Origin of the sequence: Aquimarina hainanensis, assembly GCF_042684685.1 — a bacterium.
Classification (GTDB): domain Bacteria; phylum Bacteroidota; class Bacteroidia; order Flavobacteriales; family Flavobacteriaceae; genus Aquimarina; species Aquimarina hainanensis.
Genome location: NZ_JBHULX010000002.1, coordinates 253277 through 280153 on the forward strand (window position 1 = coordinate 253277; position 26877 = coordinate 280153).

24 protein-coding genes and 1 tRNA gene are annotated in these 26877 nt (G+C 35.2%); 5 read left to right on the forward strand and 20 right to left on the reverse strand.

Features of this window, described 5'->3' with window-relative positions; all coding sequences use genetic code 11:
• Positions 1–9: 9 nt before the first annotated feature.
• The 14 genes from ACFSTE_RS03855 to ACFSTE_RS03920 form a co-directional block, all read right to left on the reverse strand.
• Positions 10–318, reverse strand: a complete 309-nt coding sequence (locus ACFSTE_RS03855; RefSeq protein ID WP_176029490.1) for a DUF6122 family protein — start codon at positions 316–318, stop codon at positions 10–12.
• Positions 318–923 carry a WbqC family protein gene (locus tag ACFSTE_RS03860; protein WP_378256105.1) on the reverse strand — a complete coding sequence of 202 codons (606 nt, stop codon included), beginning with the start codon at positions 921–923 and terminating at the stop codon, positions 318–320. Before ACFSTE_RS03860 ends, ACFSTE_RS03855 begins: the two co-directional genes overlap by 1 nt.
• Positions 924–1101: 178 nt before the next feature.
• Entirely contained in the window at positions 1102–2676 is a 1575-nt protein-coding gene (gene lepB, locus ACFSTE_RS03865; protein ID WP_378256103.1) for a signal peptidase I, read from the reverse strand.
• 54 nt (positions 2677–2730) lie between these two features.
• Positions 2731–3429 (reverse strand): 4-hydroxy-tetrahydrodipicolinate reductase, encoded by a 699-nt coding sequence (dapB, locus tag ACFSTE_RS03870; protein ID WP_176029493.1) that lies wholly within the window; start codon positions 3427–3429, stop codon positions 2731–2733.
• 125 nt (positions 3430–3554) lie between these two features.
• Positions 3555–4139 (reverse strand): DUF5683 domain-containing protein, encoded by a 585-nt coding sequence (locus ACFSTE_RS03875; RefSeq protein ID WP_378256101.1) that lies wholly within the window; start codon positions 4137–4139, stop codon positions 3555–3557.
• Complete coding sequence (locus tag ACFSTE_RS03880) at positions 4129–5037, reverse strand: ParB/RepB/Spo0J family partition protein (protein ID WP_378256099.1); 909 nt, start codon at positions 5035–5037, stop codon at positions 4129–4131. Before ACFSTE_RS03880 ends, ACFSTE_RS03875 begins: the two co-directional genes overlap by 11 nt.
• A 6-nt stretch (positions 5038–5043) precedes the next feature.
• Positions 5044–5808 carry a ParA family protein gene (locus ACFSTE_RS03885; protein WP_176029495.1) on the reverse strand — a complete coding sequence of 255 codons (765 nt, stop codon included), beginning with the start codon at positions 5806–5808 and terminating at the stop codon, positions 5044–5046.
• 130 nt (positions 5809–5938) lie between these two features.
• Positions 5939–6820: an SDR family oxidoreductase gene (locus ACFSTE_RS03890; RefSeq protein ID WP_176029496.1), complete on the reverse strand. Its 882-nt coding sequence runs from the start codon at positions 6818–6820 to the stop codon at positions 5939–5941.
• 85 nt (positions 6821–6905) lie between these two features.
• On the reverse strand, positions 6906–9047 hold the full coding sequence (gene scpA, locus ACFSTE_RS03895; RefSeq protein ID WP_176029497.1) for a methylmalonyl-CoA mutase: 2142 nt from the start codon (positions 9045–9047) through the stop codon (positions 6906–6908).
• Positions 9048–9300: 253 nt separating this feature from the next.
• Positions 9301–9930 carry a hypothetical protein gene (locus ACFSTE_RS03900; protein WP_176029498.1) on the reverse strand — a complete coding sequence of 210 codons (630 nt, stop codon included), beginning with the start codon at positions 9928–9930 and terminating at the stop codon, positions 9301–9303.
• Between the two features lie 20 nt (positions 9931–9950).
• Positions 9951–11342 (reverse strand): methylmalonyl-CoA mutase subunit beta, encoded by a 1392-nt coding sequence (locus ACFSTE_RS03905; RefSeq protein WP_378256095.1) that lies wholly within the window; start codon positions 11340–11342, stop codon positions 9951–9953.
• The gene (locus ACFSTE_RS03910) at positions 11332–11691 is read right to left on the reverse strand and encodes an FtsB family cell division protein (protein WP_378256093.1); all 360 of its coding nucleotides are present in this window, start codon (positions 11689–11691) and stop codon (positions 11332–11334) included. Before ACFSTE_RS03910 ends, ACFSTE_RS03905 begins: the two co-directional genes overlap by 11 nt.
• Positions 11692–11728: 37 nt before the next feature.
• Entirely contained in the window at positions 11729–12337 is a 609-nt protein-coding gene (gene udk, locus ACFSTE_RS03915) for a uridine kinase (protein ID WP_176029499.1), read from the reverse strand.
• A 210-nt stretch (positions 12338–12547) separates the two neighbouring features.
• A complete protein-coding gene (locus ACFSTE_RS03920; RefSeq protein WP_176029500.1) occupies positions 12548–13633 on the reverse strand; it encodes an anhydro-N-acetylmuramic acid kinase in 1086 nt (361 codons plus the stop codon).
• A gap of 219 nt (positions 13634–13852) precedes the next feature.
• Here ACFSTE_RS03920 and ACFSTE_RS03925 point away from each other — a divergent pair.
• The 3 genes from ACFSTE_RS03925 to ACFSTE_RS03935 all read left to right on the forward strand — a co-directional run bounded on the left by ACFSTE_RS03925 (position 13853) and on the right by ACFSTE_RS03935 (position 18838).
• Positions 13853–13927, forward strand: a tRNA-Pro gene (locus ACFSTE_RS03925).
• Positions 13928–14563: 636 nt separating this feature from the next.
• Entirely contained in the window at positions 14564–16954 is a 2391-nt protein-coding gene (locus ACFSTE_RS03930; protein WP_378256091.1) for an outer membrane beta-barrel protein, read from the forward strand.
• A gap of 795 nt (positions 16955–17749) precedes the next feature.
• Positions 17750–18838, forward strand: coding sequence for a DUF2652 domain-containing protein (locus ACFSTE_RS03935; RefSeq protein WP_378256087.1), 1089 nt, complete (start codon positions 17750–17752; stop codon positions 18836–18838).
• A gap of 5 nt (positions 18839–18843) precedes the next feature.
• Here ACFSTE_RS03935 and ACFSTE_RS03940 read toward each other — a convergent pair whose 3' ends face one another.
• The 5 genes from ACFSTE_RS03940 to ACFSTE_RS03960 all read right to left on the reverse strand — a co-directional run bounded on the left by ACFSTE_RS03940 (position 18844) and on the right by ACFSTE_RS03960 (position 23799).
• Positions 18844–19437: a DinB family protein gene (locus ACFSTE_RS03940; protein ID WP_217704333.1), complete on the reverse strand. Its 594-nt coding sequence runs from the start codon at positions 19435–19437 to the stop codon at positions 18844–18846.
• Positions 19438–19966: 529 nt separating this feature from the next.
• Positions 19967–20143, reverse strand: coding sequence for a hypothetical protein (locus ACFSTE_RS03945; protein WP_176029504.1), 177 nt, complete (start codon positions 20141–20143; stop codon positions 19967–19969).
• A gap of 196 nt (positions 20144–20339) precedes the next feature.
• Positions 20340–20795 (reverse strand): tetratricopeptide repeat protein, encoded by a 456-nt coding sequence (locus ACFSTE_RS03950; protein ID WP_176029505.1) that lies wholly within the window; start codon positions 20793–20795, stop codon positions 20340–20342.
• A 156-nt stretch (positions 20796–20951) separates the two neighbouring features.
• Positions 20952–21431 carry a thioredoxin family protein gene (locus tag ACFSTE_RS03955; RefSeq protein WP_254884013.1) on the reverse strand — a complete coding sequence of 160 codons (480 nt, stop codon included), beginning with the start codon at positions 21429–21431 and terminating at the stop codon, positions 20952–20954.
• A gap of 1 nt (position 21432) precedes the next feature.
• Complete coding sequence (locus ACFSTE_RS03960; protein ID WP_378256082.1) at positions 21433–23799, reverse strand: TonB-dependent receptor; 2367 nt, start codon at positions 23797–23799, stop codon at positions 21433–21435.
• Positions 23800–24057: 258 nt separating this feature from the next.
• Here ACFSTE_RS03960 and ACFSTE_RS03965 point away from each other — a divergent pair, with 258 nt between their 5' ends.
• Together ACFSTE_RS03965 and ACFSTE_RS03970 are read left to right on the forward strand one after the other, a co-directional pair.
• Entirely contained in the window at positions 24058–25356 is a 1299-nt protein-coding gene (locus ACFSTE_RS03965; protein WP_378256080.1) for a cytochrome ubiquinol oxidase subunit I, read from the forward strand.
• A 5-nt stretch (positions 25357–25361) separates the two neighbouring features.
• Complete coding sequence (locus tag ACFSTE_RS03970; RefSeq protein ID WP_378256078.1) at positions 25362–26390, forward strand: cytochrome d ubiquinol oxidase subunit II; 1029 nt, start codon at positions 25362–25364, stop codon at positions 26388–26390.
• 220 nt (positions 26391–26610) lie between these two features.
• Here ACFSTE_RS03970 and ACFSTE_RS03975 read toward each other — a convergent pair whose 3' ends face one another.
• Complete coding sequence (locus ACFSTE_RS03975) at positions 26611–26835, reverse strand: type II toxin-antitoxin system ParD family antitoxin (RefSeq protein ID WP_378256076.1); 225 nt, start codon at positions 26833–26835, stop codon at positions 26611–26613.
• Positions 26836–26877 lie beyond the last annotated feature (42 nt).

Consider the following 26877-nt stretch of genomic DNA (forward strand, 5'->3'; position numbering starts at 1 on the left):
TGTCATAGCTTACATCAACCAGCAATCTATTTGATCTGTGAGTATATGCCACAATAGAGAAAAACCTATGAGTCTGGTTTTTTTAAATGCGGTTAATACGAAATATGAACCAATAGCGATGTATGTATGAAGGTAATGAAAGCCTACACTACATCGGTTAGGGTCAAATACAGGATTAGCAAATAAGTGATCGAGATCAATCAGCATGGCAGCTAAAAAAATAAGGTATGTTTTTTTCCATGTTTTTGGATACCATATAAGTGCAAAAAATACAGGGATGATAAAATGACAACCATAATGGATTAGAAAACGTGTCATTATGGGATAATCGGTTGGTTTTCTAAATAATGTAATGCATTAGGTCCTTCTGTGAATAGAAGATCTAGGATGCATAGATTAGGAATAAAACCGTGTTTCTCATTAAAGACCTGCGTATAGGGGGCTTGTTGGAAGCTTGTTTCTTTTTTCGCGTTTACAAGGGAACGTAAATCAATAATATCAGCAGTATCTTCTGCTAGAAAAGAAGTGGATTTTGTATATGCGTAATCTAGCTGTAAACAATCAGTGATTACATCTATGCATTCGTAGTTAAAATCCAAAAGGAAATCTTTCTTTGTATGAAACAAAGGAGCAATGTCATCTTCGTAGAATTCAAAAAAGGGAGAAGTTCTATAGGCAGATTCTAATGATTTCCAGTGATTTTTTTGCCATGCAAAATCATTTTCAATCAGGATGTCTTTGTATTTTTTTCTTCCAATGTCCTTATTGTGTTTTGTAGGAATGCTCAAAAGAAGCTTGCCGTTAGCACCATAAACATGCATTCTGTTTCTATAGGTTTGTTTTTGGAAGTTATCTTCATTTTCAAAAATGATTTCCTTCGCCTGAGCTATAGCACTATACTGTGCTATAGTTCCAAAATACATAGGATGTAAGATTATCTTTTTCAATTCTCTAAAAAATACAAAGATTAAAGAAGCACATTTTATTCGACCATCAGAATGTGAGTGTTTTTCCGAGAAGGTAACAATTATTTTATCTAATCTCTCATGTGTTTATGCAGCAGAGGAATAGTGAGATATAATAAAATGTGCTTCGTATATTTTATGCGTTTTTCTTTCTCTTTCTTATTTTACTAAATACAATCCAGCCACCAACTAAGATCAGGAAGTAATAGAAATACGATCTGGGGGCATCATCTCCTCCAACAGTTGTGAAAAGACGTTCCCATCTTATTTTATTGAATAGTCCCTTGACATTGGAATCCCAGCTCATCCAGATAAATACAGGTTTCCCTACAATGTGATTTGCAGGAACATATCCCCAAACACGACTATCTTCACTATTGTGTCGGTTGTCTCCCATCATCCAGTAATAATCCTGTTTGAATGTATAAGAATCTATTGGATTGCCATTCAGTAATACTTGTGTTCCGTTTACACTTAATTTATTGTCAATTCCCATTTCAGAACCTTCATATACTTCGATAATTCTGCGATATAAAGAGAAGCTTTGAAGATCCATTTTTACCGTTTTACCAGCTTCAGGAATGTAAATGGCACCGAAGTTATCAGTGTTCCAGTGTACTTTTCTATTATTTGGGAAAATTCCAGTGTCTTTCTGCCCTTTTTTGGCGATAATACGTTCTACTGCAGTTACATGAGGGTGGTTTTTCAGTTTTGCTGCATTTTCCTCGGTCAATTCTACTACTAAATAGTCTCCACTTTTATTGACAGGGAAGATGTTTTTTCCATAGATCAGCTTGTATCTTTCGTAAAGTACTGCGGGATTAAATCCACTCTTTGTTTTGATATTATAACTAAACTGTACTTTTGCTCTTCCGGGTAATTGTGTTGGTTTTCCGTTGATATGGACTTTTCCATCAATGATGGATAAAGAATCTCCTGGAATTCCTACACATCGCTTTACATAATTCGATTTTTTATCGATAGGCTTATGTACATGTATACCAGAAGGATCTCTAAAATAGCGAACAGTGTCTATAGGCCAACTAAATACAACGATGTCATTTCTTTTTATTTTTTGAAATCCAGGTAACCTGAAATATGGATATTGAGGTTTGCTGGTATACGATTTTGTTTTGACTACCGGGATTGTGTCATGAACCATAGGGAAGGAGACTGCCGTCATAGGGGTTCTGGCTCCATAGTGAAATTTACTTACAAAAAGAAAATCTCCCACGAGTAATGTTCTTTCCAAAGATCCGGTTGGAATTGTATAAGGTTGCATGAAGTACGTATGAACGATTGTCGCAGCAACTACTGCAAATAATATAGAACTAACCCATTCTCCTCCATTAGTTCTAGGTTTCAGACTTCGATCTTCAATATGGGTTACATCGAGCATGTAATTTACATAGTAGATGTAGAAGCCTAAAGTGGCAACAACAAGAATCGTATCTTTTGTAGTGTTTTGACCAAAACTTCTAATAGTCTCTACCCATACTACCGGAAGCATGATTACATTAATCACCGGAATAAACAGGAGGATGACCCACCACCATGGACGATTTATAATTTTGGTGAGGACGACTGCGTTGTATACGGGAACTGCAGCTTCCCAAGCTTTTCTTCCTGCTTTAATATAGAGTTTCCAGGTTCCTAAAAAATGAATAACCTGAACTATTAAGAAAAATATAAACCATTCTGTAAGTGTCATCTTCTGTGTTTTTTATAAGTATAAGTGTGATTTATAGAAAAAAGTTACACATAATTACAATCCTAATACATCTTTCATTGAAAATACTCCTGTTTTACCATGTAACCATTCAGAAGCAACAACGGCTCCCAGTGCAAATCCATGCCTGTTATGCGCAGTGTGTTTTATCTCTATGGTGTCTACCTCGGAAGTGTATGCAATACTATGTGTTCCAGGGACATCGGCTTCTCTTACAGCAGTAATAGGAATTGTGTTAATATCTCCTTCATCTAATTTCCAGGCTGTTTTAGCACTGTGTTCGATTACTCCTTCTGCTAATGTGATCGCAGTTCCACTAGGAGCATCTAATTTTTGTGTATGATGAATTTCTTCCATGCTAACATCGTATTCCTTAATAGGACTAATCATTTGAGCTAATTTTTTATTTAACTCAAAAAACAAATTAACCCCTAAGCTAAAATTAGAAGCGTAAATAAAACTTCCTTTTTTCTCTTTACAAAGTTGAAGAATATCATTGTATTGATCTAGCCACCCTGTGGTTCCTGATACAACAGGAACCCCTGCATTGATACAGGTAGTTATATTGTTTACAGCTGCTGAAGGAATACTGAAGTCTATGGCTACATCTGCCACGGATATGTCATAATTGGTGTCTTCTTTGTCAACTTTAAGGACGATCGAGTGACCTCTTTCCAGGGCTATCTTTTCAATAGTTTTTCCCATTTTTCCATATCCTAATAGTGCAATTTTCATCAGTTCTTTTTTTTAGTTGTGTCTCATAAGAAGTGATAACAGCAAACCACCTTCTGGGGAATGCAGTTATGTAAATCTTATTCTGTAAGCAATTTATTTTTTTGTAAAAGTACGTAGATTATACGTTAAAAACTATAGCTAAATGATAGGCCGTAATTCGGAGAAGTATTAAATCTGTCGATGTTGATTTTTGGCTGCAATGTAAGGTCTTCTGATATGTTATAGTTTTGTAAGTGTGCAGTAACATTGGCATCTACAATATTCAGTAAGTAGAGCCCAACAGTAACCAGTAGTGATAACTCCTGTTCTCTTCGATATCTTCGTTGGATGGAGATTAACTGGTCGTCGCTAAAATCTTTAAATTCCTCATCGGGGATTCCTGTAATACGACGTTTATAAGCATCGCGAAATCGATTATACTGGTTGGTGTTTTCTGTGTAGAAATAGACACCAGTTCCGATTGCTGCATAGACAATAGGTATTTTCCAGTATTTTTTGGTGTAAGCCTGTCCCAAGCCCGGAACAATTGCTGAATAGAAAGCAGCTTTTGCCGGGGCAAGTGGTTCATATGGCTTAATGTTGTTTTTCTTTTTTTTAACGGCTACTTTTTCCGTTTTGATCTTTACTTCGTCATTTTTTTCTTGTGCCCAGGTGTAGTGTAGTGTACCAATGAAAAAAAAGAGAATTATATAGAGCGATTTATTCTTCACTACTGATAAGTTTCTTTATGCGTTTAAAATCTTCTTCGGAAGAGAAGGGGATAATTAATTTTCCTCTTCCTTTTCCAGAAACTTTTACATCAATTTTTGCGCCAAAGTACTCAGAAATTCCTTGTAATTCATCTGCAATATATCCGGGAAGCACATTAGAGCCTTTTACTTCTTTTTCTGTAGCACTTGCAGGGTTGTTAATAGCTCGTACCAATTTTTCGGTATCTCTTACAGATAGTCCTTCTCCTACTATTTTTTCGTAAACTTCTAATTGTTTTTGAGGATCGTCTACATTGATTAGTGCCCGACCATGTCCCATGGATATAAAACCATCTCTCATTCCTGTTTGTACAATCGGATCCAGTTTTAATAATCTCAGGTAATTCGCGATAGTGGATCTTTTCTTTCCTACACGATCACTTAGTTGTTCTTGTGTAAGTTTGATTTCGTCCATTAATCTTTGATAGGATAGGGCGATTTCTATAGGATCTAAATCCTGTCGCTGAATATTTTCTACCAAGGCCATCGTCAGGGATTCCTGATCATTGGCAATACGAATGTATGCGGGAACAGTTTTTAGTCCGGCAAGTTTAGAAGCTCTTAATCGACGTTCTCCACTAACAAGCTGGTATTTGTCAAATTCTAATTTCCGAACAGTTATTGGCTGAATTACACCAATTTCCTTAATAGAAGTTGAAAGTTCTTTAAGTGTTTCGTCATTAAAATTTGTTCTTGGCTGGAAAGGATTGATTTCAATCTTATCTAATTCCAGTTCTACGATATTTCCTACAAGTTTATCTGCATTTTTATCCTCTACGGAATTGATATCATTTTCCGGGTCTTTTAATAATGCTGATAATCCTCTTCCTAATGCTTGTTTCTTTGTTGCCTTCGCCATGAATCCTTAACTGTTTTTCTTTATAATTTCGTGCGCTAAGCTCAAGTAATTAGTTGCTCCTTTACTAGATGCATCGTAATTAATGATACTTTCACCATAACTAGGGGCTTCACTCAAACGAATATTTCTTTGTATAATCGTTTTGAAAACCATTTCGTTAAAATGTTTTTGTACTTCATCGACTACCTGATTGGATAATCGTAATCGAGAATCGTACATGGTTAATAATAACCCTTCAATGTCTAAATTGACATTGTGTATTTTCTGAACGCTCTTTATTGTATTCAATAATTTCCCAAGCCCTTCTAAGGCAAAGTATTCACATTGGATTGGTATAATCACAGAATCTGCACAAGTAAGTGCATTTAGTGTTAGTAATCCTAGTGATGGAGCACAATCTATTAAAATATAATCGTATTTGGATTTAATTGGATCCAAAATTGATTTTAGCATATATTCTCTTTGGTCTTTATCGACTAATTCGATCTCGATTGCTACCAGATCGATATGAGCAGGAATGATATCTACATTCGGAGAGCTCGTTTCGATAATAGCGTCCAAAGGATCTACTGTGTGTTCCAGAATTTGATAAGTACCTTTTTCTATTGCTTCTACATCTAATCCAAGTCCTGATGTTGCATTGGCTTGAGGATCAGCGTCTATGAGAAGTACTTTCTTTTCTAAAACACCAAGAGATGCTGCTAGATTAACTGAGGTGGTTGTTTTTCCAACCCCGCCTTTTTGATTGGCAATTGCTATTATTTTACCCATAGGGGAAGATTTGGATTTGAGAGGTAAAAATACAATTAATTATAAATTATAAAAATGAAAAATGTTAACACCCTTACCCAAAAGTTGGATTAGTGCTTATGGGTTAAGGGATTCTAACCTTAAAAAAAAATTACTTATTCTTTTTTGCTCGTATCATTGCTTCTAATGCATCCCACATTTCTTCAGGGATCTGGTCAAGAAGATTGAATTGCCCGGCTCCTTTGATCCATTCTCCTCCGTCCAGTGTAACGACTTCACCGTTTACATATGCTGAGAAGTCAGATACCAGATATGCTGCCAGATTTGCTAATTCCTGATGATCTCCAACTCGATTTAAAGGAACGCGTTTAGATAAGTCAAACTGATCTTTTAGCTCTCCGGGGAGTAATCTATCCCATGCACCTTTGGTAGGGAAAGGACCTGGTGCAATTGCATTAAATCGCATTCCGTATTTAGCCCATTCTACAGCGAGTGATCTGGTCATTGCTAAAACACCTGCTTTTGCACTTGCACTAGGAACTACATAGGCAGAACCTGTCCAGGCATAGGTAGTAACAATATTTAGTACTGCTGTATTTTTATAGTTGGTGTCAATCCAATGTTTTCCCAAGCATAATGTGCAGTTTTTAGTTCCTTTTAATACAATATCTATAATAGTATCGAATGCATTGGCTGATAAACGTTCTGTAGGCGATATAAAGTTCCCTGCAGCATTGTTCAGCAAAATGTCCACTGTTCCAAAAGCTTCGATTACTGTATTTTTCATATTTTCAACCTGATCATAATGCCTTACATCACATTGAACGGGTAAACAAGTGCTTCCTGTTTCTTCTTCCAGCTCTTTTGCGGTTTTTTCAAGTTTTTCCAGATTTCTGGAAGTAATAGCTACTTTAGCACCGAGCTCTAGAAAATATTTTGTCATGGATTTTCCAAGACCGCTTCCTCCACCAGTAACGATGATGTTTTTTCCTTCTAAAGCTCCGTCACGAAGCATTTTTTGTTTGTAATTCATATGTTTTGGTTTCTTTGCTAATTAAAATGAGTAGTGCTAATGTACGGTTAAAACTTTAAAAAGTTATGCATGCATAGTATTTTTTTTAGTCGAGATCATCAAATGTTGAAATTAGGATTTCTAAAATAGTGATAGCGGCATTACTAATTTTGGTTCCTGGACCAAAGACAGCTACAGCTCCTGATTGAAAAAGATGCTCGTAATCATCTGGGGGAATTACTCCACCGACAATTACCATAATATCTTCTCTATTGTATTTTTTTAATTCTTCAACAATTTGTGGAACGAGTGTAGTGTGTCCTCCCGCGAGAGAAGATACTCCCACAATATGAACATCATTTTCCACTGCTTGCTTAGCTGCTTCTGCTGGTGTTTGGAATAGGGGACCTATATCTACATCAAAACCGACATCCGCATAGCTGGTGGCTACTACCTTAGCTCCTCTATCATGTCCGTCTTGTCCCATTTTGGCAATCATAATACGAGGTCTTCTTCCTTCTAGCTCGGCAAAGGTGTTAGCAAGTTCTCTTGCTTTGTCAAAATAGACATCGTTTTTTATTTCTTTGGCATACACTCCGGTAAATGATTTTATTTCTGCTTTATAACGTCCAAATTTTTTCTCTAATGCATCACTGATTTCTCCAAGTGTTGCACGAGCTCTGGCAGCCTCTACTGCTAAAGATAATAAATTAAGTTCTTCATTGTTAGTTGCCTCGGTTACTTTTTTCAAAGCATTTTGTACAGCTGCTTCATCTCTGGAGGCTTTTACTTTTTTGATAGAGGCGATTTGTTGTAATCGTACAGACTGATTGTCTACTTTTAGGGTACTGATTGCTTCTTCTTCCTCTAGTTGGTATTTGTTTACTCCAATGATAATATCTTGTTCACTGTCAATTCTGGCTTGTTTTCTGGCAGCAGCTTCCTCGATTCTCATTTTTGGGATGCCGGCTTCAATCGCTTTGGTCATTCCTCCTAATTCTTCTACTTCGAGAATTAGTTTCCATGCTTTTTCGGCAATCTCGTTGGTTAGATTTTCTACATAGTAACTTCCTGCCCAGGGATCAACTGTTTTGGTAATATTTGTTTCTTCTTGCAGGAAAATCTGAGTGTTTCTGGCAATTCTTGCTGAAAAATCAGTAGGAAGGGCAATGGCTTCATCTAATGCGTTTGTATGAAGGCTTTGTGTGCCACCAAATGCAGCTGCGCTAGCTTCGATACAAGTTCTGGCTACATTGTTAAAAGGATCCTGAGCGGTAAGGCTCCAACCACTGGTTTGACAGTGAGTTCTGAGCATTAGTGATTTTGGGTTTTTAGGATTGAATTGTTTAATGAGTTTTGCCCAGAGCATTCTGGCAGCTCTCATTTTGGCTATTTCCATAAAGTGGTTCATTCCAATGGCCCAGAAAAAAGAGAGTCTTGGAGCAAAGGAATCAATATCCATTCCTGCTTCTATTCCTTTTCGTATGTATTCTAATCCATCTGTTAAGGTATATGCTAATTCTATATCACAGGTTGCTCCTGCTTCCTGCATATGATAACCAGAGATACTGATGGGATTAAATCTAGGCATGTTTTTCGAGCAATATTTAAAAATATCACTTATAATTCTCATAGAGGGAGTAGGGGGATAGATATAGGTATTTCGAACCATGAATTCTTTTAGGATATCATTCTGGATCGTACCTGATAAGGATTGTTTGTCTACTCCTTGTTCTTCAGCTGCTACAATATAAAAGGCCATGATCGGTAATACAGCTCCATTCATTGTCATAGATACAGACATTTTATCTAATGGAATCTGGTCAAATAGTACTTTCATATCCTCTACGGTATCGATAGCTACTCCTGCCATCCCAACATCTCCTACAACACGTTCATGATCACTGTCGTATCCCCTGTGAGTAGCGAGATCAAAGGCGACAGAGAGTCCTTTTTGTCCGGCAGCCAGATTTCTTCTGTAAAAGGCATTACTTTCTTCTGCGGTAGAAAACCCTGCATATTGGCGTATCGTCCATGGGCGTCGAACATACATGGTAGAATACGGTCCTCTGAGGTAAGGAGGGATTCCCGCGGCAAACTGCAAGTGTTCTGCCTCTTTGATATCTTTTGGAGTATAAAAAGATTTGATAGGGATTCCTTCCTGGGTTATAAAGGGGGTAATGTCGGAAGCATCTTTTGAGAGTTCTCTAGTGTCTATTTCGAGGTGCTGAAGATCTTTTCTCGTCATTTTTGATATATCATTATTGATTGATTTGTTATGTTTTCAAAAGTAACTACTTATAAAAAACATCGCTTTCCTTTTCAGTAGTGTCAAATCATAACTGATATAAAATCACAAGCGCATATAGTATTTATGATTTTATACTGCCTATGGATAGAAAAAACCATTAGACAGCATGTAAAAATACATTTTTATCCGTGATTTTTAGAGAATAACACGAATTAGTAGCGGGGAAATAAAACTTTAATAACAAATAGGGCTACCCGAAAGCTTTTTCTATAACCATCAGAATAGAATAATAGATATCAAAAGCTATAAACTTTTTGACCTCGTAAGTATCGATTTCTTTATCCGAAAGATTATTGAGGCGTTGTGCAATCACGGAGGGGCTTACGTTGCCATCTAGTTCCAGGGTGTTGATGATATTTTTAAAGGCTTGACTATTACTGTTGTTTTTGATGCACTGAATAAACCCTCCTCTGTAATTAAAAATCATTACTTCTTCCTGGTTTTTTTTTGCAGTATCGGGGATAGGAGCCTTTTTGCCGTCTTCAGAAGCTTCGTATTCACTTAGTTTGATCCAAAGGGAATTTTTTCCATTGGCAATCTTCTTAAAAGTTCTGGCAAGTTCTATGGAGGTTTTTGATGGAAATTTTTTAAGATCTATAGACAGATTTGTTATTTCGGCTAAAAATGTTTTGTATGCCTTTACTGGGTTATTGTTTAGGTTATAGTATGTGTATAAATCCTTTTCAAAAGAAGCAAAAGACTTCTTAATAGCACCGCTTTCTTCCAGGCTCAGACAATCATATTTCTGACCATAAGAGGAAGGAACTATTATTGTTATGGTTAATAGAAACAGAAAAAATTTAATTGTATTTAGGGGCATAGTACGATTAGGGTTTTTTATTAAGCATTCATATTGTTTGTGTTTGTTAATGTTTCTTTTTCCATAGTTTCAGCTAGTCTCCTTTTAATGATCGGAGCGAACAGTGTTTTATGTATATTTTTTTCCGGGAATGGAGCTTTTTCCATATCCGGAGTTATTTCATTTTTATTTCGGTATTTATTAGTTCCTGTCAGGACTATTTGTTCCTGATCAAAAAGAAGTTGCTCTTTTTCTGCACTTTCTTTTATTTTCTTTTGGGCGGTTCCGGATTTCAGGTGTTCTAAGAATCCTCCTCCTTGCTCTATATTTTTAAACAGTAACAATGCCTTGTCAGCTAATTGTTTTGTTATACTTTCGATATAATATGATCCTGCAGCAGGATTATGAACAATATCGAAGTAACTTTCGTTTTTGAGTATTAATAATTGATTAATGGCAATTCTTCTCCCAAAATCATTATCATGATGATAGATGTCATCATATCGGTTGTTGAGAATAGTGTCAGCCCCACCTAAGATTGCACTCATGCATTCGGTAGTTGTACGAAGCATGTTTACATTATAATCTAATATAGTTTTATTCCTGTGTGAAGGATATGCTAATATATGACTTTTTTTTAGGATTTCATATTCTGAAGCCAAAGAACTCCATAAGAGTCTAAAAGCTCTAAGTTTCGCTATTTCAAAAAAGTAGTTGCCGCCAATTGCTATTTTGAATACTATGGGATAGTTCTCTACGTATTTTTTAGTGCTGTTATTAAATTGGTTTAAATATTCATTTGCATGTGCTAAACCATAGGCTAATTGCTGAACAATAGTAGCACCTGCATTTTGATATAATGCCATGTCAATACTGAGGCAGGAGCGTAAATGAGTATTGTTGTTACAGATAGTAAGCGTTTTTTGTAAATCCTCGTTTCCATTCTGAAACCAGTTTCCGGTAGCTGCTAATTTTCCTATAGGGTCATTTATGTAGTATATTGACAGTTTTGTACGCCCCGCAGCATTCTCCAGTACCTGAGCATATTCTTGGGATAAAAAGAGGGTTTCTATATAAAGAATTGTTTTCTCAGTAATCCCTGTAATTAATTCTTCAGGGTTGATACTCGAATCAGAAATTCTGAAATAGATACTTTCGGCACCCTTTTTTATGTCTTCTAGAGCAATCTTGTTAGCAGTAATGGCATCAATAACATCTATTTTCTGAGCATTGCGCCAGGGGGAAGTGGTAGTGACTGTATAGGTGTCTGATAAGTCTTCATTAGTATAAAAAGGTCTTATATCAATTCCTTCCAAAGTTCTATGGATAAGTGCTTCATTGTAGTCCGCACCTTTTAAATCAAATTGGATTTTCTGTTTCCATTCTTTAGCAGAAACTTTTTCGAAATTATCAAACAATGTCTTACTCATCATTTTTGGATTTAGGTAAACTATCTTCGTATTCTATAATAAAAATTTCTTCACCTTCTCGCTTCATAAAATATTCTTCCCGGGCAAACCGCTCTATTTCGGTACTGTCTTTTAGTTTTACAATATCTTTTTGATCTTTTATAATCTCTTTGATATAATATTCTTTGTTGTCTTTTAATTCCTGAATTTCCTGGTCTAGTTCCTGATGAATGAGCCATGAATTTGTATCAAAAAACAACATCCAAAAAATAAATACTGTAATGATTAGCACATATTTGTTTAGAAATATGGCAAATACAGGAATCAATGCAGGCTTATTTTTTAATGTATTAAAATAACTCTTTAGCTTCAAAGTGTGTTTGTAATAGTATGGTGTAAAGGTACAAAAGTTAATTCAAGCGTTCGTTTATTATCGTTTTCATAATGTTTATGGCTACATTATTATATTGGTTATTAGGGATAATAATATCTGCAAACTCTTTAGTAGGCTCTATAAATTGTTGGTGCATCGGTTTTAAGGTATTTTGATATCGATCCAGTACTTCTTTCATATCTCTTCCGCGTTCCGAAATATCTCTTTTGAGTCTTCTGATAAGACGTTCGTCATTATCGGCATGTACATAAATCTTAATGTCCAACATCTCGCGGATTTTAGGATGTGTTAAGACTAGGATCCCCTCTACAATCACCACTTTATTAGGGTAGGTGTCGATCGTTTCGCTTGTTCTGTTATGCTCTACAAAAGAGTAAATAGGTTGGGCTATTTTTTGCCCTTTTTTTAAGATAGCTAGGTGTTCTGCCAGTAAATCAAAATCAATAGACTGAGGGTGATCAAAGTTGATCAATGTTCGTTCTTCATAGGTGAGATGACTGGTATCTTTATAATAAGAATCCTGAGAGATTATAGTTACCTTACCTGTTGGTAATTCATTGATAATTTGATTGACAACTGTCGTTTTTCCACAGCCGGTACCACCTGCAATACCAATAATGAGCATTTCTTGTTTTTTGTGCAAATTTAAAGATTGTATGTTAATATAAAACTTTTGTTAATAGATTTACTCGATAATCGAGATTTGATTTTTTGAAGACTACTTAAGAATCGAAAACATTTCTTATATAACGTGTGTACATAAAGAAGTCTTACCAGCTGAATATTCTAATATGGATTATCAATATTGGTCTTCTAGATTTTTATAAATGAGTTATCATGCCGGGAAAAAAATAACTCCAGAAGAGGAGTCTCTGGATGCTCCGGTAACGGATTGCAGGCAATTGACTTCATTTCTCTCTTTTAATACGCCCATAAAACCAAATAAAATTGCTTCTTTAAAATCAATAATAGTTTCTTCAGGAATGATTACAGTAGCGATGTTTTTTATTTTTTCCCGAAGAGAGTTTATCAAAAAACTATTTTTTGCACCCCCTCCAGTAATAAAAAGGGTAGAGGTCTTTCCTTTGGTGCATGTTCTTTTGATATCATTACTAATTTGCGTGGCAATGTGTAGTGTTGCAGTATGTAACAGATCTGGAACAGGGGCTTGATATTGCTCTAAAAGGGGAATAATTATCTCTGTAAACCATTCTTTGCCTAATGATTTTGGTGGAGACTGGTAATAATATGGTAATGCATCGAGTTCTTTTGCTAGTGTAGGAATAATTTTTCCGGATTGAGAAACGACACCATTATGATCGTATTCCATGTCAATTTTGGAAGATAAGTAGTTAAGCATCATATTGACGGGAGAGATATCATAAGCAATTCGCTTTTGTTGAGCTGTATATGAAATATTACTAAATCCCCCCAGGTTCAGGCAGTAATCGTATGCTCCAAATAAGAGCTGATCACCAATAGGTACCAGAGGAGCTCCTTGTCCTCCATGAAGTACATCATTCGTTCTGAAATCACAGATTACCTTATAATTACTAGCATTAGCCAGGTGTTGTCCAGAGCCTATCTGATATGTTACCCCTTTATCTGGTTGATGAAATACAGTATGTCCATGACTTGCTATAAAATCCACTTCTAATTTATGGGTTTTTATAAACTGAAGAACCTGTTTCCCTAACCAGGTGCCATATTCATTATGAAACCGTATTAACTCAAAAGCAGTAAGGTGCATACTATCTTGTAAAGATTTTTTTAACTGAGATGTATATGGCAGGCTTTGAGATTCTAACAGGCTAAAGGACCATACATCGTCAATTATTTCATACCTGGTAAAGGAAATATCTAACCCATCCAAAGAAGTTCCGGACATCAGTCCTATTACATGATATGTGTTGATTGCCATTTAGTGATGTTTTTAGGGGGTGTATTCTTGCCGAAAAATACAAATTAATCTATTGTAATTGATTTTGGAAAGTATAAAAAAACAAGGATCTTAAGAGGGATACTAAGCGGAGATAAATAAAAAATTATGTAGAATATTTAGAAAGTGAAAATAAATAACATTTCCTGTATGAAATATTAAATATTTGTATATATTTGCCCCCGCAAAAGATAACTGCATCGGGGTGTAGCGTAGCCCGGTTATCGCGCCGCGTTTGGGACGCGGAGGTCGCAGGTTCGAATCCTGCCACCCCGACATAAAACCTGATAGTCATTCGATTATCAGGTTTTTTTATTTAATAAGAAAAATGGATTAAATTTATTTTCTATATAATACTTCATATACGCTGATATTGTACCAAGACTAAAATTGTGTTGATGCAAAAATCTGGTTCATCTAATAAAAAAGGGCACTATATTTTTTACGTATAAATGTTCTCTACAGTTGTAGATATTAAGCAAGGAAGGGATCTCTTTCCTGTATGGGGGCTTACCCCCCAAAAAGTATTTCGAAGCATTAAATTAATTCTTCAATTGATTAAAACAACTCTTCGAGATAGTCCGATTAAGGCTTCGGGGAGCTAATATAAGGAGTAATAGGTATAATGATCGTATAGGCTATAAGGGAGAATGATGGGATTATAGTAACTCTTTTTCAAAAAGAATTCTTAGATGATTGTATTAAAATCATATGACTAGAAAATGATTCTTTTTTAATACTGTTTTTTATAAAAAAACAACTAATTTTTAGTAGTGATATTTGTACAAATACGGTATGTGTACTCCTGATAAAATGGTATGCCGTCTATGTACAGTATCTGTACGTCAATGTATTATCAATAGCATGTTTTCCTGAAAATCAATTCATAGTATTGTCTCAAATTTTATAACTATGAAAGGAAAATTACAACAGTTCTTATGCTTGGTATTGCTCATTAATACATTATTTGGAATCCATAGGTTGAAAGCACAGCAAGCAAAAGTAATAACAGGAGGGATTAAAGGAGTTATAGTAGATGCAAGTACCCAAAGTCCTATCCCATATGCGACTATTGTAGTAAAATCAAAACAGGATCAAATTACTCTTACCGGAGGGATTTCTAATGATAAAGGGAAGTTTGAAATCGAAGCGATCTCTTCAGGAGATATTGTGGTGTTGATTCAGTTTATTGGATATAAAACGATTCGCAGAGAAATTAGCCTGAAGAATACCATTGAAGATATGGGAATCCTTTCTCTTTCTGAAGAAGCACAAGCCTTGGCAAGTGTGGATATTATAGCAGAGCGTTCTACAATAGAACAGCGAATAGACCGTAAAGTAATTAATGTAGGAAAAGATCTGACCACTGCAGGAGCTTCTGCAGCAGATATTATGAGTAATATACCATCAGTAGACGTTGATCAGGATGGGAATGTTTCCCTGAGAGGAAATACCAATGTCCAGGTATTCATAGATGGAAAGCCAACCAACATTAGTAGTGATCAACTATTACAACAGATTCCATCTACTTCTATCAAAAAAATAGAATTGATTACCAATCCTAGTGCGAAGTATACCCCAGAAGGAATGAGTGGAATTATTAATGTGGTTTTGCGCAAAGAAGTTACTACAGGTTTCAATGGGTCTGTAAATACGGGATTTATTGTATGGGATCATATACAGTTTAATGGAAGTACAGACCTTAATTATAAAACAGGAGATATCAATATATATGGAAGTTATGGAACAAACCTGAGAAAAAGAAGAGTGATCGGAAATATTCGTCGTCCTCTGGATGCATCCAATGAGGACTGGTATTCTAACAGAGATGGGAATTCACAGTTGTTTAAAATTGGGTTAGATTACACAATTGGCAAAAAAAGTAAATTGTCATTATATACAAATCAGAATATTTTTGAGAATGATATATTGGCGGATAATCAGGTGTCGTTTACTGGAGCTACAGCATTTATTAATCAGCATTATACTAGTCTCAGAGAAAATACAAATGCGAGTTATAATATTGATTTTAAACAGGAATTTAATAAAGGACAAACTCTGGAGTTTGAAGCAGATTATAATCGGTATAAGGGAAGCGATATTGCTGATTTTTCTGTAGGGAATGAGCAGGGAAGCAATATTTATCTGGAAGATGTTTCTGATACCCGTGATAATACGGTATTAAATCTGGACTACGTATATCCGATATCTAAGAAAACAACTTTGGAAATAGGAGCAGAAGCCAGATTACAGGAGATAGATAATACGTTTATGACTACAAATCTTCATAATGAAGATGCAACCTATAGTTACTCGAGAGATATTTATTCTTTGTATACCACTTTTGGACAAAATTTAGGAAAATGGAGTTATCAGTTGGGAGCGCGCTTCGAAAACTATGAAGCGACAGGGGATTTTAAGGAAAGTAATAAAGAGCCACAGCTTTTTGAAGATGTAATTTTTAGTATATATCCTTCTGCTTTTATCAAGTATACTCCTAATATAGAAACACAAAATAATTCTTATCAGCTCAGTTACAGCAGGCGAGTAGATCGTCCTGGTTTAAATCAGATTACTCCTATACGGGTATGGTCTTCTGCACGAGTTACTAATGTAGGAAATCCCAGTCTCAATCCACAGTTTACCAATTCGATTGAAGCTAATTATACCCGACGATTACCAAAAGGAAGTATTACCACAGGCATATTTTATCGCAGTATCTCTGATGAGATTACCCGGTTTGCATTTCAGGATCCGGAATTGCCTGCTCAAATTTTATTTTCCTATAATAATTATAAAGACAATACCGCTTATGGGTTCGAAATTTCCGGTAGTTATAAACCCTTTAGCTGGTGGAATGGCAATGTTAGTTTTGATGTATATGCACAAACCCAGAAAGGAGTTACTGAAGGAGAAGAAATAGCAGTTGATAATGTGTTATACAATATGCGAATGACCCATAGTTTCAAAGTGAATAAAAAATTCAGTTTACAGCTATTCGGGATGTATAGAGGGGCTAATGATAACTTGCAATATGAGACAAAGGCGCTCTATTTTGTCAATGCAGGAGCACGATACAGTTTTGCTAATCGTAGCGGGACTGTCAGTCTGAATATGAATGATGTGTTTAATACTCAACAATTCTCATTCAATGCATATCGACCAATTACACAAATAGGTACGTTTAACTGGAACAGCCGAACAGTATATTTAGGACTTTCTTATCGGTTTGGGAAAAAACACACCGGATTAAAACGAAAGAAACGAGATGCGAATGAGAAAAAAGGAGGAGATTTTTTATAAAGAAACATTAATCATAGTAATGGTTAATTACTTGTTTGTTTGAAGAAGCCTGATGACTTTAATAGTTGTCAGGCTTTTGATTTAAGAAAGGATACTTTTGAAGATCATTGTTATAGATTTGATTTGGGGAAGATTCGTAAAGCTATTATTTCTAGATAATTTATTTAATCAGAGATGGTTCTATTTTTTTTGGTTTTTATTCTATGGAGGTTATTCCATAGTCAAAAGAAAGTTTTTTCTATTTAATAAAGACGTTTCGATACGTTGTTTTGTTTTTAATTATTTTATCGTCTATAGATGTAGAGCCACAATAAAATGATTATTTGCCATATTGATAAGTAAATATCAATGTTATATTTTATTAGGTTTTATACTCTTATTAAATAAGAGAATTTCCAATGAGTGGGTAGGTGTTTGGAGGAGTATTTTGTTTAAATTTTTTAAAAATATAAAAGGAGGCATTTCTTTTGTTAAACGATATTCTTTGTTTTTGATAATATCGATATCAGAATAATTACTGTCGAGATACATGGTAAAACTGTTGAGGGCAGAGGATATTTCTTCTTAAGGTGGTGTATTACATAGAAGCAGAGGAGTTTATTGATATCACCAAAGAGTATAAAATACCCCATGGCTGACCTTGAAGTTGAAAAATTGTTTCTAATGAATGCTTTGCAGGCTTACTCTGAAATAGTTTGCTTAAGTCGATTGTTGAACCGATAATTTTGGAAGAAAAAATAAATGTGTAACTTGTTTTCTTAGATATATAGTATTTTCGCCAGCTAAGGATACAGTATGGACAAGTCATTATTATTTCTTCCGGACATTTCTGGTTTTACGGAGTTTGTACAAACAACAGAAGCCAGACATAGTGAACATGTTATAGCCGAATTATTAGAAGTACTTATAGAAGCTAATATGTTAGATTTGGAACTGGCAGAGATAGAAGGAGATGCGTTGTTTTTCTATAAAGAAAATGAGGTTCCGGATGCAGAAACGCTCTTTGCTCAGGTGGAGCGTATGTTTACAGATTTTTATAGTCATTTGGAGGTATTGAAGAAAAACAGAATTTGTCCTTGCCAGGCCTGTTCTTTAGCACCAAACTTACAGCTGAAGATCGTTATCCATAGTGGAGTACTACAATTTATAAATGTCAAAGGAAAACGGAAACCTTTTGGGAATCAGGTAATCGAGGTACATCGATTATTGAAGAATGATGTGCCACATGATCAATATGTTTTATTGAGTTCATCTCTTGCAGATTCTATTGCTGTTTCGGAAGGTTTTAAAAACAAATTATTTACTTTTTACAAGGGAGCAAATGAATATGATGGGAAAGTACTTCCATATCTCTATTCAGAAATAGAAAAAGAAGACCTGCAATTAATTCCTTTTTCCAAGGGAAGAACAGTGAATTTTGATGTTTCACCAAGTTTTGTGATTAAGCAACAATATCCAATATCAGCAACGCAACTTTTAGAATATATTACAAACTATTCATATCGCCATTATTGGACTGAAGGTGTTGATAAGGTAACGTATAATGAAGAGGAAGTGACACGACTGGGAACTGAACATGTTTGTGTGATTAATGGCAAGCATTTTGACTTTACAACAGTCGTAAAGGAAGGAGAACCGGGGCAGTTGGTTTATGGAGAGTATACGACGAGTTTACCACCGGTGGATGAGCTATATCAATTTTTTGTGATTACACCAGTCACCGAGCAATCCTGTATTTTGGAGCTGGAGGTATATATAGCAACAAAGTCGTGGATAAAAAAAATGGTACTCTTTTTATTGGTAAAAAAAGAAATAAAAAAGAGTGGGAAACAGGCATTACATAGCCTACATGAATTTGTAGTTAGTAATAGTAATGCCCGTTAGTTATTTTATGAACGGTTCTTTCCTGTAAATACACTAACTTTAGGATTCATAGGATTGCCAGCACTTCTTCTAAAGGATACGATCTGTCCTACATGGTAAATAGCATCTGCAATGGGACCATTCATCATATTCCAATAAGGATATGTAATTTCTTTATCTCCTCTTTTGAAAATAATAGTTAAGGCTGCAAGTTCTTTTTCATTTTTACCTCTAATAAGCTGACTGGCCTTTTGTAGATTCAGCAAGGTTTGTTTTCGAGTCTCAGCAAATGTACGGGCAGGTGCATCAGCTTGTTTTTCATTAGGACGGTTTAAGGAAGCGTTGAGAATAGTGGTAGATAGATCATAGATATGTTCTAATGTCTCAATGGCATTTCGGGCATCAGCAGAAGGAGAGAAATCCAGTTCTTTTTTTGTTAACCCTTCAGTAGCCCAGTAATATCGATATCCTAGTCCGTCAATAAACCTAGCAGCGACACTACCAGGACTATATTGCTCTGGAGCATCCGGAATCTGATGATAGGGTAATGTTTCGGAGGTATTTTGTGCATATCCCATAGAAAAAAATAAAATAGAAAGTGTAAGAAGTGATGATTTCATAATGTATTTCATGTGTTTATAATAATGTTTAGTAGTTGCATAGAACGAACCAGATATTTATTTTTAATAGATGTCAAATTTTTTTTCATGGCTCGCTTCGTATATTGATAGACTGATGCGTTTTTGGTAAAACCAGAATCAATTCTTTCTTTAATTTTAGGTAGTATGCCGAATTGTATGAAAATTACCTTCGTGTTATAAGGAGATAAGGTCAATGTAGTGCCCCTATCTTTTATATTGTATTGTATGTGTTTTGCTGAATTCGAGAAGGGGAAACAGTTTGTATGCTCTGTTAGGAGGAGCACTTCTTTGCAATTGGTTATAGAATTAACCTTTTTTGTAGAAAAAAGACAGACATATTTAGCATCAAGTAGGATCATACTCTTAATTATGATAAGATAATTTAATACAAAATCCTAAATATAAATAATATGTAGTTTTTAGGAGGAGATTTTAAAAAAGTTATAACAGTATTAAGAGTACTTCTTTTGAGCTAAATATGTCTGAAAAAAGCATGGTTTAATGATTTTTACTTAACCTGCTTTTGCTTTATATATTTAATAGCATTTGTTAATTGTGCTACTTTACGGAGTTGAGCACTGGCATGTGTCATATTTTTTTTCATCAACTCTTCCTTTTTGATCGTTCTTTCCAATTTTTTCTTTTCCTGCTCCAATATTTGAATTGGGTATGTTAAGTTTTTCATCTATACAGTACGTTTTTAGTGTGTTTTAATAAAAATCCTATTTGTCTTATTTCTTGTTGGTTACTAGTTTTATAAGATGGTTTGTATCTAAAAATAAAATAGATACTTAAGAGACTTGACAAAACATCAAGCGTTTCAACATGTTGATTTTACATATGATAAAACTATTGTCTTCCTGCAAAAGGTAAACGCCTGATTAATGAAAATAGTTTTTATTGATCTGAATTTCTTTTAATAAATCTGCAATCTTATGTCGACGGTCTGTTTTTTCGCAAAAGGCATTATATGTCAATAGAACCCTGGGGAATTCACGCCTGATAGTGGCATCTAGATTTTGGTGAACGTTTTGGTTCTCGGATAGGTATACAATAAAGAAAATAGCACGTCTGTAGAGTGTATCTGCCTCGTTGAGCTTTCCTATTTCCCAGTAGGTATTGGATAAATTATTACAAGAAATAATAAAAGTGGAGACAATGGGAATTCCAAATTGTAAGCTGCTAAACATATGCCGAACGAGTTTGGAAGCTTCGGAAAAAGCTTTTGTATAGTGAATAATAGCTTTTTCAAATTTACCTTTGCTAAACAAGGCATTTCCGGAAATGGTGTATACTTTCCATTGATTTTCTATATGAAGTAATTCTGATGTACTCATAAGTGAAATAAGTTTTTTAATGATTTGTGTATTACATGAGCGTTCTTGTTTAAGGACCGGAAAGGTCTGTTCTATAATTCTTTTTGTATTGATTTTGGTAAAAAAGGAATTAAGAGCATTGAGTAGTTTTATTGCATAGGTTGTTTGTTTATAATTTTATAAAGCGTTTAGTAATTTTTTGCTGTCCAGATATTCAAAAAAACGTTTTTTAACGCTAAAATTTTCATCGAGAATGACCATAGCTGGAAGTGAAAAAGGATATCCCTTTCTACTAGCAAGTAGTAAAGGGATATCGTGTATTGCATTTCGTTTTGTTTTGTGATGTTTATTGATAAAGTTGGTTCCGTCAAAACTGATGGTGTCTTTTTGCTCCGCATTCATTTTTACGGCATAGTATTCTTTGTTAATTTTAGCAATTACTTCCGGTTTGGTAAATACCACCCGATCCATTTTCTTGCAATACACGCACCAGTCAGTATAGAAGTCAATAAATACTTTTTTGGATTTTACTTTTAAAGAATCATCTAATTGTTCAAATGTGATCCAGTGAATTTCTTCATGTTTCTGAGAGAAAATCAATAATGGAAGCAAGTATAAGATTCCAGTAATACTATGTTTTTTAAAAAGCGACATCATATTAATGCATTTTACCAAATTTTATACCAAAAAAGAAAGTTCTGGGAGCCGCAGGACCGTAAATATAATCAGAATCCCTACTTGCTCCAGTATCAAAATCATCCTGATAACTATTAAAGATATTTTTAACCCCTCCGCTAAAAGTTAGCTGAAAATCATCTGTAATATCTATATGGTATTCTAATTTTAGATTCAGATCATAAAAAGAATCACTTTCTACAAGCTCCATAAACCCAGATTCACTAATTACATGAGGAACAGTCATGGTACCAGTATATGTTCCTGTAAAATCAATATTCAAATCTTCTAATGGAATCCAGGAAAGATTAAAATATCCATAGGTTTCTGGATTTCTGATGAATTTATCCACACTGATGTTCATTTCTCCCGGGACACTTCCATCTGTTTCAAAAAGCAATTGTGTTTCTTTATATTTTGATTGCTGATAAGTTCCTCCAATCTGAAATTGCCATTTTTTTGAAGGAGAAACCCCAATTTCAATATTAGAACCGTATACAGTGGCACCTGATCCATTTCTCACCTCCTCAAGGATTGATCCATTAGGTAATGCAGCACCTGTACTAACAAGGGTGAATGGATCTTTTAATTCAGTAAAAAAACCTTCTACGAGAAAGTCCGTTTGTACCTTATTAAAGTTTTTGCTGTAATTCAAAGATCCTGTATACGCATTAGAAAATTCTGTAGATAGATTTTCCGATAGTATAACAAATTGTGGTTCACCTCCTACAGAAGAAATATGAAGGTCTTCATTAAACGCTTGCGGAGACCTAAAACCTCTGGCATACCCTCCTCTGAACTTTAATGCATTGCTGATTTGATAGGAAAGTGTTATTCTAGGGCTTAGCACAGTTTGGTCTACGGAAACCGTTCGGGAGATTCCTCCGATGTTGTAATCTCCTTCTACCTTCACATTGTCCAAACGTGTTCCAACAAGAGCGGTGAATTGCTCTGTAGGCTTCCACTCATATTGTACATAAGTACCAATTGTTTTTACATTTTGATCAATTAACCGATTGTATCCTGCAATAACATCTTCTGTATCACTGATATTGTACTCTATTCCAGCAGTAAGAATATCTTCATTACTGAAATTTTGAGTAAACTGAATCCCGCTAACAATAGCTAAATCTTTGGTGTTTCCATAAGAATTACTCGCTAAGATACTGTCTTGTGCAGTTCTTTCGCCTCCCAGACCTCCGTAAAAGCTATCTCTGTTCGTGTACTGCGCAGAAGAATATATAGAGAATTTGTTTGTTAATTTCTTATTCTGAAGATCATATGCAATACCTCCTAGGAAGGTAGTATGATCTAATTGTTCTGTAATATCTGTAAAATGAGGAGCTATATCGAGTTGATCCCCACCTCTTCTAAATTCTTTTAGAGAAGTTATATCCAGCGAGAGTCGGCTTCTGTCATTTGGTTTTAAATAAGCTTTTGCTCCAAATGTATTATTCGTTAACGTGGTTATTTCAGTAAAACCATCTCCATTGGCATCAAATTCTTCCCGGTCTCTATAGGTCCCGAAAAGGGTGATACCGCTCATGAGGTCATCGCTAACCATTGAAGAATTAAAAGTCACTGTACGATCCGGGGCTTTTCCATCGATTAAGCTTAGATTGGTACCTATTTCCCAGGAATTTAATACTGGGTCTTTGGTAATGATATTTACGGTACCTGCAATGGCATTAGAGCCATACAAAGCAGACCCTCCACTACGCACAACTTCTACGCGGTCTATAATATTAGTAGGAATTTGCTCTAGTCCATAGACGCTATTTAAGGCACTGAATACAGCTCTACTATTCACTAAGACCTGTGTATAGCTTCCGTCCAGCCCATTAAGTCGAACCTGGGTAAAACCACAGTTTTGACAATTGGTTTCTACCCGAACACCAGGGGCGTAATTCAATCCATCTGCTAAGGCTATAGACTGTGTGGCAGTTAATAGTTTAGGACTAAGAACATTGACAACTACAGGAGCTTTTTTTCGATTAATCCGATTTCGGGTGGCACTTACGACTACCTGTTCCAGGTTTAAACGATCCGGAGTTAAGTCAAAGTTCTTGGTAATACTTTCACTATTTTTTATTTGCACATTGGTATATAATGTAGTGTATCCCATGAGTGCAATTGTTAGTTTATAGTGTCCTTCCGCTAATGCTAGTTGGTACTCCCCATGTTCATTAGCCGATGTTCCTGTAGAAAAGTCTGTTCCGTTAACTTGAATAACGGCATAAGCCAATTCTTGACCGCCAGCGGTAATTTGACCCTTTAGGGTGGTCTTTTGACCGTATATAGAAGATATGGAACAATAGAGCATACTTAAGAGTATAACGTAATATTTCATTTTTTTGATTTCATGTGTTTAGGTGATGCAAATATAAAAAGTTAGTCATGTCTAACAAATTTATTTAGATTAATTGTTTATTAAAAACTAAAGAATTCGATATAGGGAGTTTAAAGAAAGAAGAAAGGAGTAAAATACCTGTGTATTACAGGTTATTTTTAATCAATAAAAACTAATAAAAAACCATAAGTATAAGGGGATTGAGTCGTATCTTTATATGCGATAATCTGAAGTGAATTCTTTCTTAAATTTTAGTGTATGGAAAATCTTGATGCGGCAAGACTCCAAATGGCATTTACCCTAATATTTCATATTGTTTTTGCATGTATTGGGATGGTAATGCCTTTTTTTATGGTGGTATCTCATTATAAATGGTTAAAAACAAGAGATGCTGTTTATCTGAAACTTACCAAGTCCTGGCAAAAAGGGGTTGCTATTTTTTTTGTAACAGGTGCGGTTTCTGGTACAGCATTATCTTTCGAGTTAGGTCTATTGTGGCCGGAATTTATGAAACATGCAGGTCCTATTATAGGAATGCCATTTTCATTAGAAGGGGCAGCCTTTTTTGTAGAAGCTGTCGCATTGGGGTTTTATTTATATGGGTGGAATAAGTTACCAGAAAAATTTCATTGGTTTACAGGAGTCATTATTGGATTGTCTGGGGTTTCTTCTGGGATATTAGTGGTAGCCGCCAATGGATGGATGAATGCCCCGAGCGGGTTTGATTATATTGATGGAGAGTTTTTAAATATTGATCCGGTACAAGCATTGCTTAATCCTGCCTGGTTTACACAAGCATTGCATATGGTACTGGCAGCGTTTACGGCAACTGGTTTTGCTGTAGCAGGAGTACATGCATATCAGATTTATAAAAAGAAAAAAGTAGCTGTTCATAAAAAGGCATTTAATATTGCCATTACTTTTGGTGCTATTGCAGCAATATTACAACCCATAAGTGGAGATATCTCAGCAAAAGATATCGCAAAAAGACAACCGGTAAAACTAGCAGCCATGGAGGCTCATTATACTACAGAAAAAGGAGTCCCTTTATATATAGGAGGAATTGTGAATCCAGAAACCCAGGAGGTATCTTATAAAATAGAACTCCCTAAGATGCTATCATTTTTGGCATTTGGAGATATGAACGCAGAAGTAAAAGGGTTGAATGATTTTCCAGAAGATGAACGTCCCAATGTTCCGGTGGTTCATTATTCTTTCCAGATAATGGTAGGAATCGGAGGACTTTTAATGATGATAGGAATCTTTTACTTTATTTCCAGAAAAAAGAAAAAATGGCAACAACGTACAGTATACTGGTTGTTATTTGCAATCATTTCTCCTTTGGGGTTTATTGCGTTAGAGGCAGGTTGGATTGTAACAGAAGTTGGGCGCCAACCCTGGATTATTCATAAAATTATGAAAACTAAAGATGCTGTGACGCCAATGCCAGGTATCGTTTTTAGTTTTTACAGCTATCTGGTTGTTTATTTATTGTTGACAGTAGCAGTAACCTGGCTAATGACTCGACAAATTAAAGTGTTAAACTCTTCAAAGTAAGTGATATGTTATACGTTGTTTTATTTTTCCTCTTTTTTGCTTTATATCTATACGTAGTGCTGGGAGGAGCTGATTATGGAGCAGGAATTGTAGAGTTATTCTCCTCTGTAGAAAATCAAAAAATAACAAAAAAGACCATTTATAGAGTAATGGGACCTGTATGGGAAGCGAATCATATTTGGATTATCATTGTGATTGTTATTTTATGGGTAGGTTTTCCTCAATATTATAATATCATGGTGGTGCATCTGCATATTCCATTAACAATGATGTTGTTGGGAGTGACGTTGAGGGGAGTGGCCTTTGTATTTAGGCACTATGATGCCATTGTGGATGACTCACAGAAATTATACGATACACTATTTAAAATATCCAGTTTTATTACTCCTATGTTTTTAGGGATGATTTTCGGGGGACTGGTTAGTGGGGATATTCATTTAGAGGCAGTAAATGCAGCTACAAGTTTTTACGATGTTTTTATCCAGCCATGGAGTTCCATATTCAGTATTCTGATAGGAATGTTTTTTACTGCTTTATGTGCTTTTTTATCAGCTGTGTTATTGATAGGAGAGTCAGAGCAGGAAGGAAAGAAGATGTATGTGAGAAAAGCCATGATCGCTACAGCTGTTGTTTTTCTGGTAGGAGGGTTGGTATTTGGGTATGGGATTTATTTTGAGTACACATTTATTGTAAAAATAATTCAAACCCCATTTGCTATAGCACTACTCGGGATATCAGGAATATTACTTGTACCGATGTGGTTTCTGATAAAAGGAGGAAATGTAATCTGGAGCCGATTTTTTGCCGGACTACAGGTGTTTTTAATTTTATTAGCTGCATTTATAGCCCATTTTCCTCATATAATATTAGTTAATGGATCAAGTGTTAGTTTATTAGAAAAGATAGCACCGGATAGCGTAATTTCTACCTTAGCAATTACTTTGTTAATTGCCGGTCTAATTGTTTTACCTGGATTATTCCATTTGCTAAAATCTTTTAAGATGATTAAAATTCTAGAGAAAAATAACCCTTAGAATTCGGAAAGGATTATTATATTTGCGTCTTTGAAAAAACGGGATGTAGCTTAGTCCGGTTAAAGTGCTGGTCTGGGGGGCGTAAATCTTTTACTTGAAAATCAGTGTTTTACAAAGGTGTTTCTGGTGATTTGCAAACATTTTTCAAACATTTTACTTTGAAAACTTAACAACACTTCAATATCATTATCTCTCTTTTTAGATAACATAAAATTTTGCATTAGCCTTGTTTCTTCGAGTCAATAATGTCTTGCATTGACCTAGTGCTATCTGGAGAACTCAAGCCTTCTTCGATTTCTTTTCTCAGGTCTTTTATTACTTTTTCTCGGCAAGTACTATGAAGTTTTAAGGGATCACGTATCACTTCGTTGTTGTTTTGATATTCCCCAGAAGAGACTTGCTTGGGCATAAATTCTTCTTGTTCTTGTGAAAAGTTAATATTCATAATTTAATATACTTAACATGTCTAAATTTAGCAAATAGAATA

What these genes read in the sequence shown, in the direction of transcription:
- dapB (WP_176029493.1), bottom strand. Translation starts at nt 3,429, where the DNA reads ATGAAAATTGCACTATTAGGATATGGAAAAATGGGAAAAACTATTGAA.
- ACFSTE_RS03970 (WP_378256078.1), top strand. Translation starts at nt 25,362, where the DNA reads ATGTTATACGTTGTTTTATTTTTCCTCTTTTTTGCTTTATATCTATAC.
- ACFSTE_RS03905 (WP_378256095.1), bottom strand. Translation starts at nt 11,342, where the DNA reads ATGATGAGTAAGACATTGTTTGATAATTTCGAAAAAGTTTCTGCTAAA.
- ACFSTE_RS03930 (WP_378256091.1), top strand. Translation starts at nt 14,564, where the DNA reads ATGAAAGGAAAATTACAACAGTTCTTATGCTTGGTATTGCTCATTAAT.
- ACFSTE_RS03965 (WP_378256080.1), top strand. Translation starts at nt 24,058, where the DNA reads ATGGAAAATCTTGATGCGGCAAGACTCCAAATGGCATTTACCCTAATA.
- ACFSTE_RS03855 (WP_176029490.1), bottom strand. Translation starts at nt 318, where the DNA reads ATGACACGTTTTCTAATCCATTATGGTTGTCATTTTATCATCCCTGTA.
- lepB (WP_378256103.1), bottom strand. Translation starts at nt 2,676, where the DNA reads ATGACACTTACAGAATGGTTTATATTTTTCTTAATAGTTCAGGTTATT.
- ACFSTE_RS03960 (WP_378256082.1), bottom strand. Translation starts at nt 23,799, where the DNA reads ATGAAATATTACGTTATACTCTTAAGTATGCTCTATTGTTCCATATCT.
- ACFSTE_RS03940 (WP_217704333.1), bottom strand. Translation starts at nt 19,437, where the DNA reads ATGAAATCATCACTTCTTACACTTTCTATTTTATTTTTTTCTATGGGA.
- ACFSTE_RS03935 (WP_378256087.1), top strand. Translation starts at nt 17,750, where the DNA reads ATGGACAAGTCATTATTATTTCTTCCGGACATTTCTGGTTTTACGGAG.
- ACFSTE_RS03955 (WP_254884013.1), bottom strand. Translation starts at nt 21,431, where the DNA reads ATGATGTCGCTTTTTAAAAAACATAGTATTACTGGAATCTTATACTTG.
- ACFSTE_RS03860 (WP_378256105.1), bottom strand. Translation starts at nt 923, where the DNA reads ATGTATTTTGGAACTATAGCACAGTATAGTGCTATAGCTCAGGCGAAG.
- udk (WP_176029499.1), bottom strand. Translation starts at nt 12,337, where the DNA reads ATGCTCATTATTGGTATTGCAGGTGGTACCGGCTGTGGAAAAACGACA.
- ACFSTE_RS03945 (WP_176029504.1), bottom strand. Translation starts at nt 20,143, where the DNA reads ATGAAAAACTTAACATACCCAATTCAAATATTGGAGCAGGAAAAGAAA.
- ACFSTE_RS03920 (WP_176029500.1), bottom strand. Translation starts at nt 13,633, where the DNA reads ATGGCAATCAACACATATCATGTAATAGGACTGATGTCCGGAACTTCT.
- ACFSTE_RS03880 (WP_378256099.1), bottom strand. Translation starts at nt 5,037, where the DNA reads ATGGCGAAGGCAACAAAGAAACAAGCATTAGGAAGAGGATTATCAGCA.
- ACFSTE_RS03900 (WP_176029498.1), bottom strand. Translation starts at nt 9,930, where the DNA reads ATGCCCCTAAATACAATTAAATTTTTTCTGTTTCTATTAACCATAACA.
- ACFSTE_RS03890 (WP_176029496.1), bottom strand. Translation starts at nt 6,820, where the DNA reads ATGAATTACAAACAAAAAATGCTTCGTGACGGAGCTTTAGAAGGAAAA.
- ACFSTE_RS03975 (WP_378256076.1), bottom strand. Translation starts at nt 26,835, where the DNA reads ATGAATATTAACTTTTCACAAGAACAAGAAGAATTTATGCCCAAGCAA.
- ACFSTE_RS03885 (WP_176029495.1), bottom strand. Translation starts at nt 5,808, where the DNA reads ATGGGTAAAATAATAGCAATTGCCAATCAAAAAGGCGGGGTTGGAAAA.
- ACFSTE_RS03950 (WP_176029505.1), bottom strand. Translation starts at nt 20,795, where the DNA reads ATGAGTACATCAGAATTACTTCATATAGAAAATCAATGGAAAGTATAC.
- scpA (WP_176029497.1), bottom strand. Translation starts at nt 9,047, where the DNA reads ATGACGAGAAAAGATCTTCAGCACCTCGAAATAGACACTAGAGAACTC.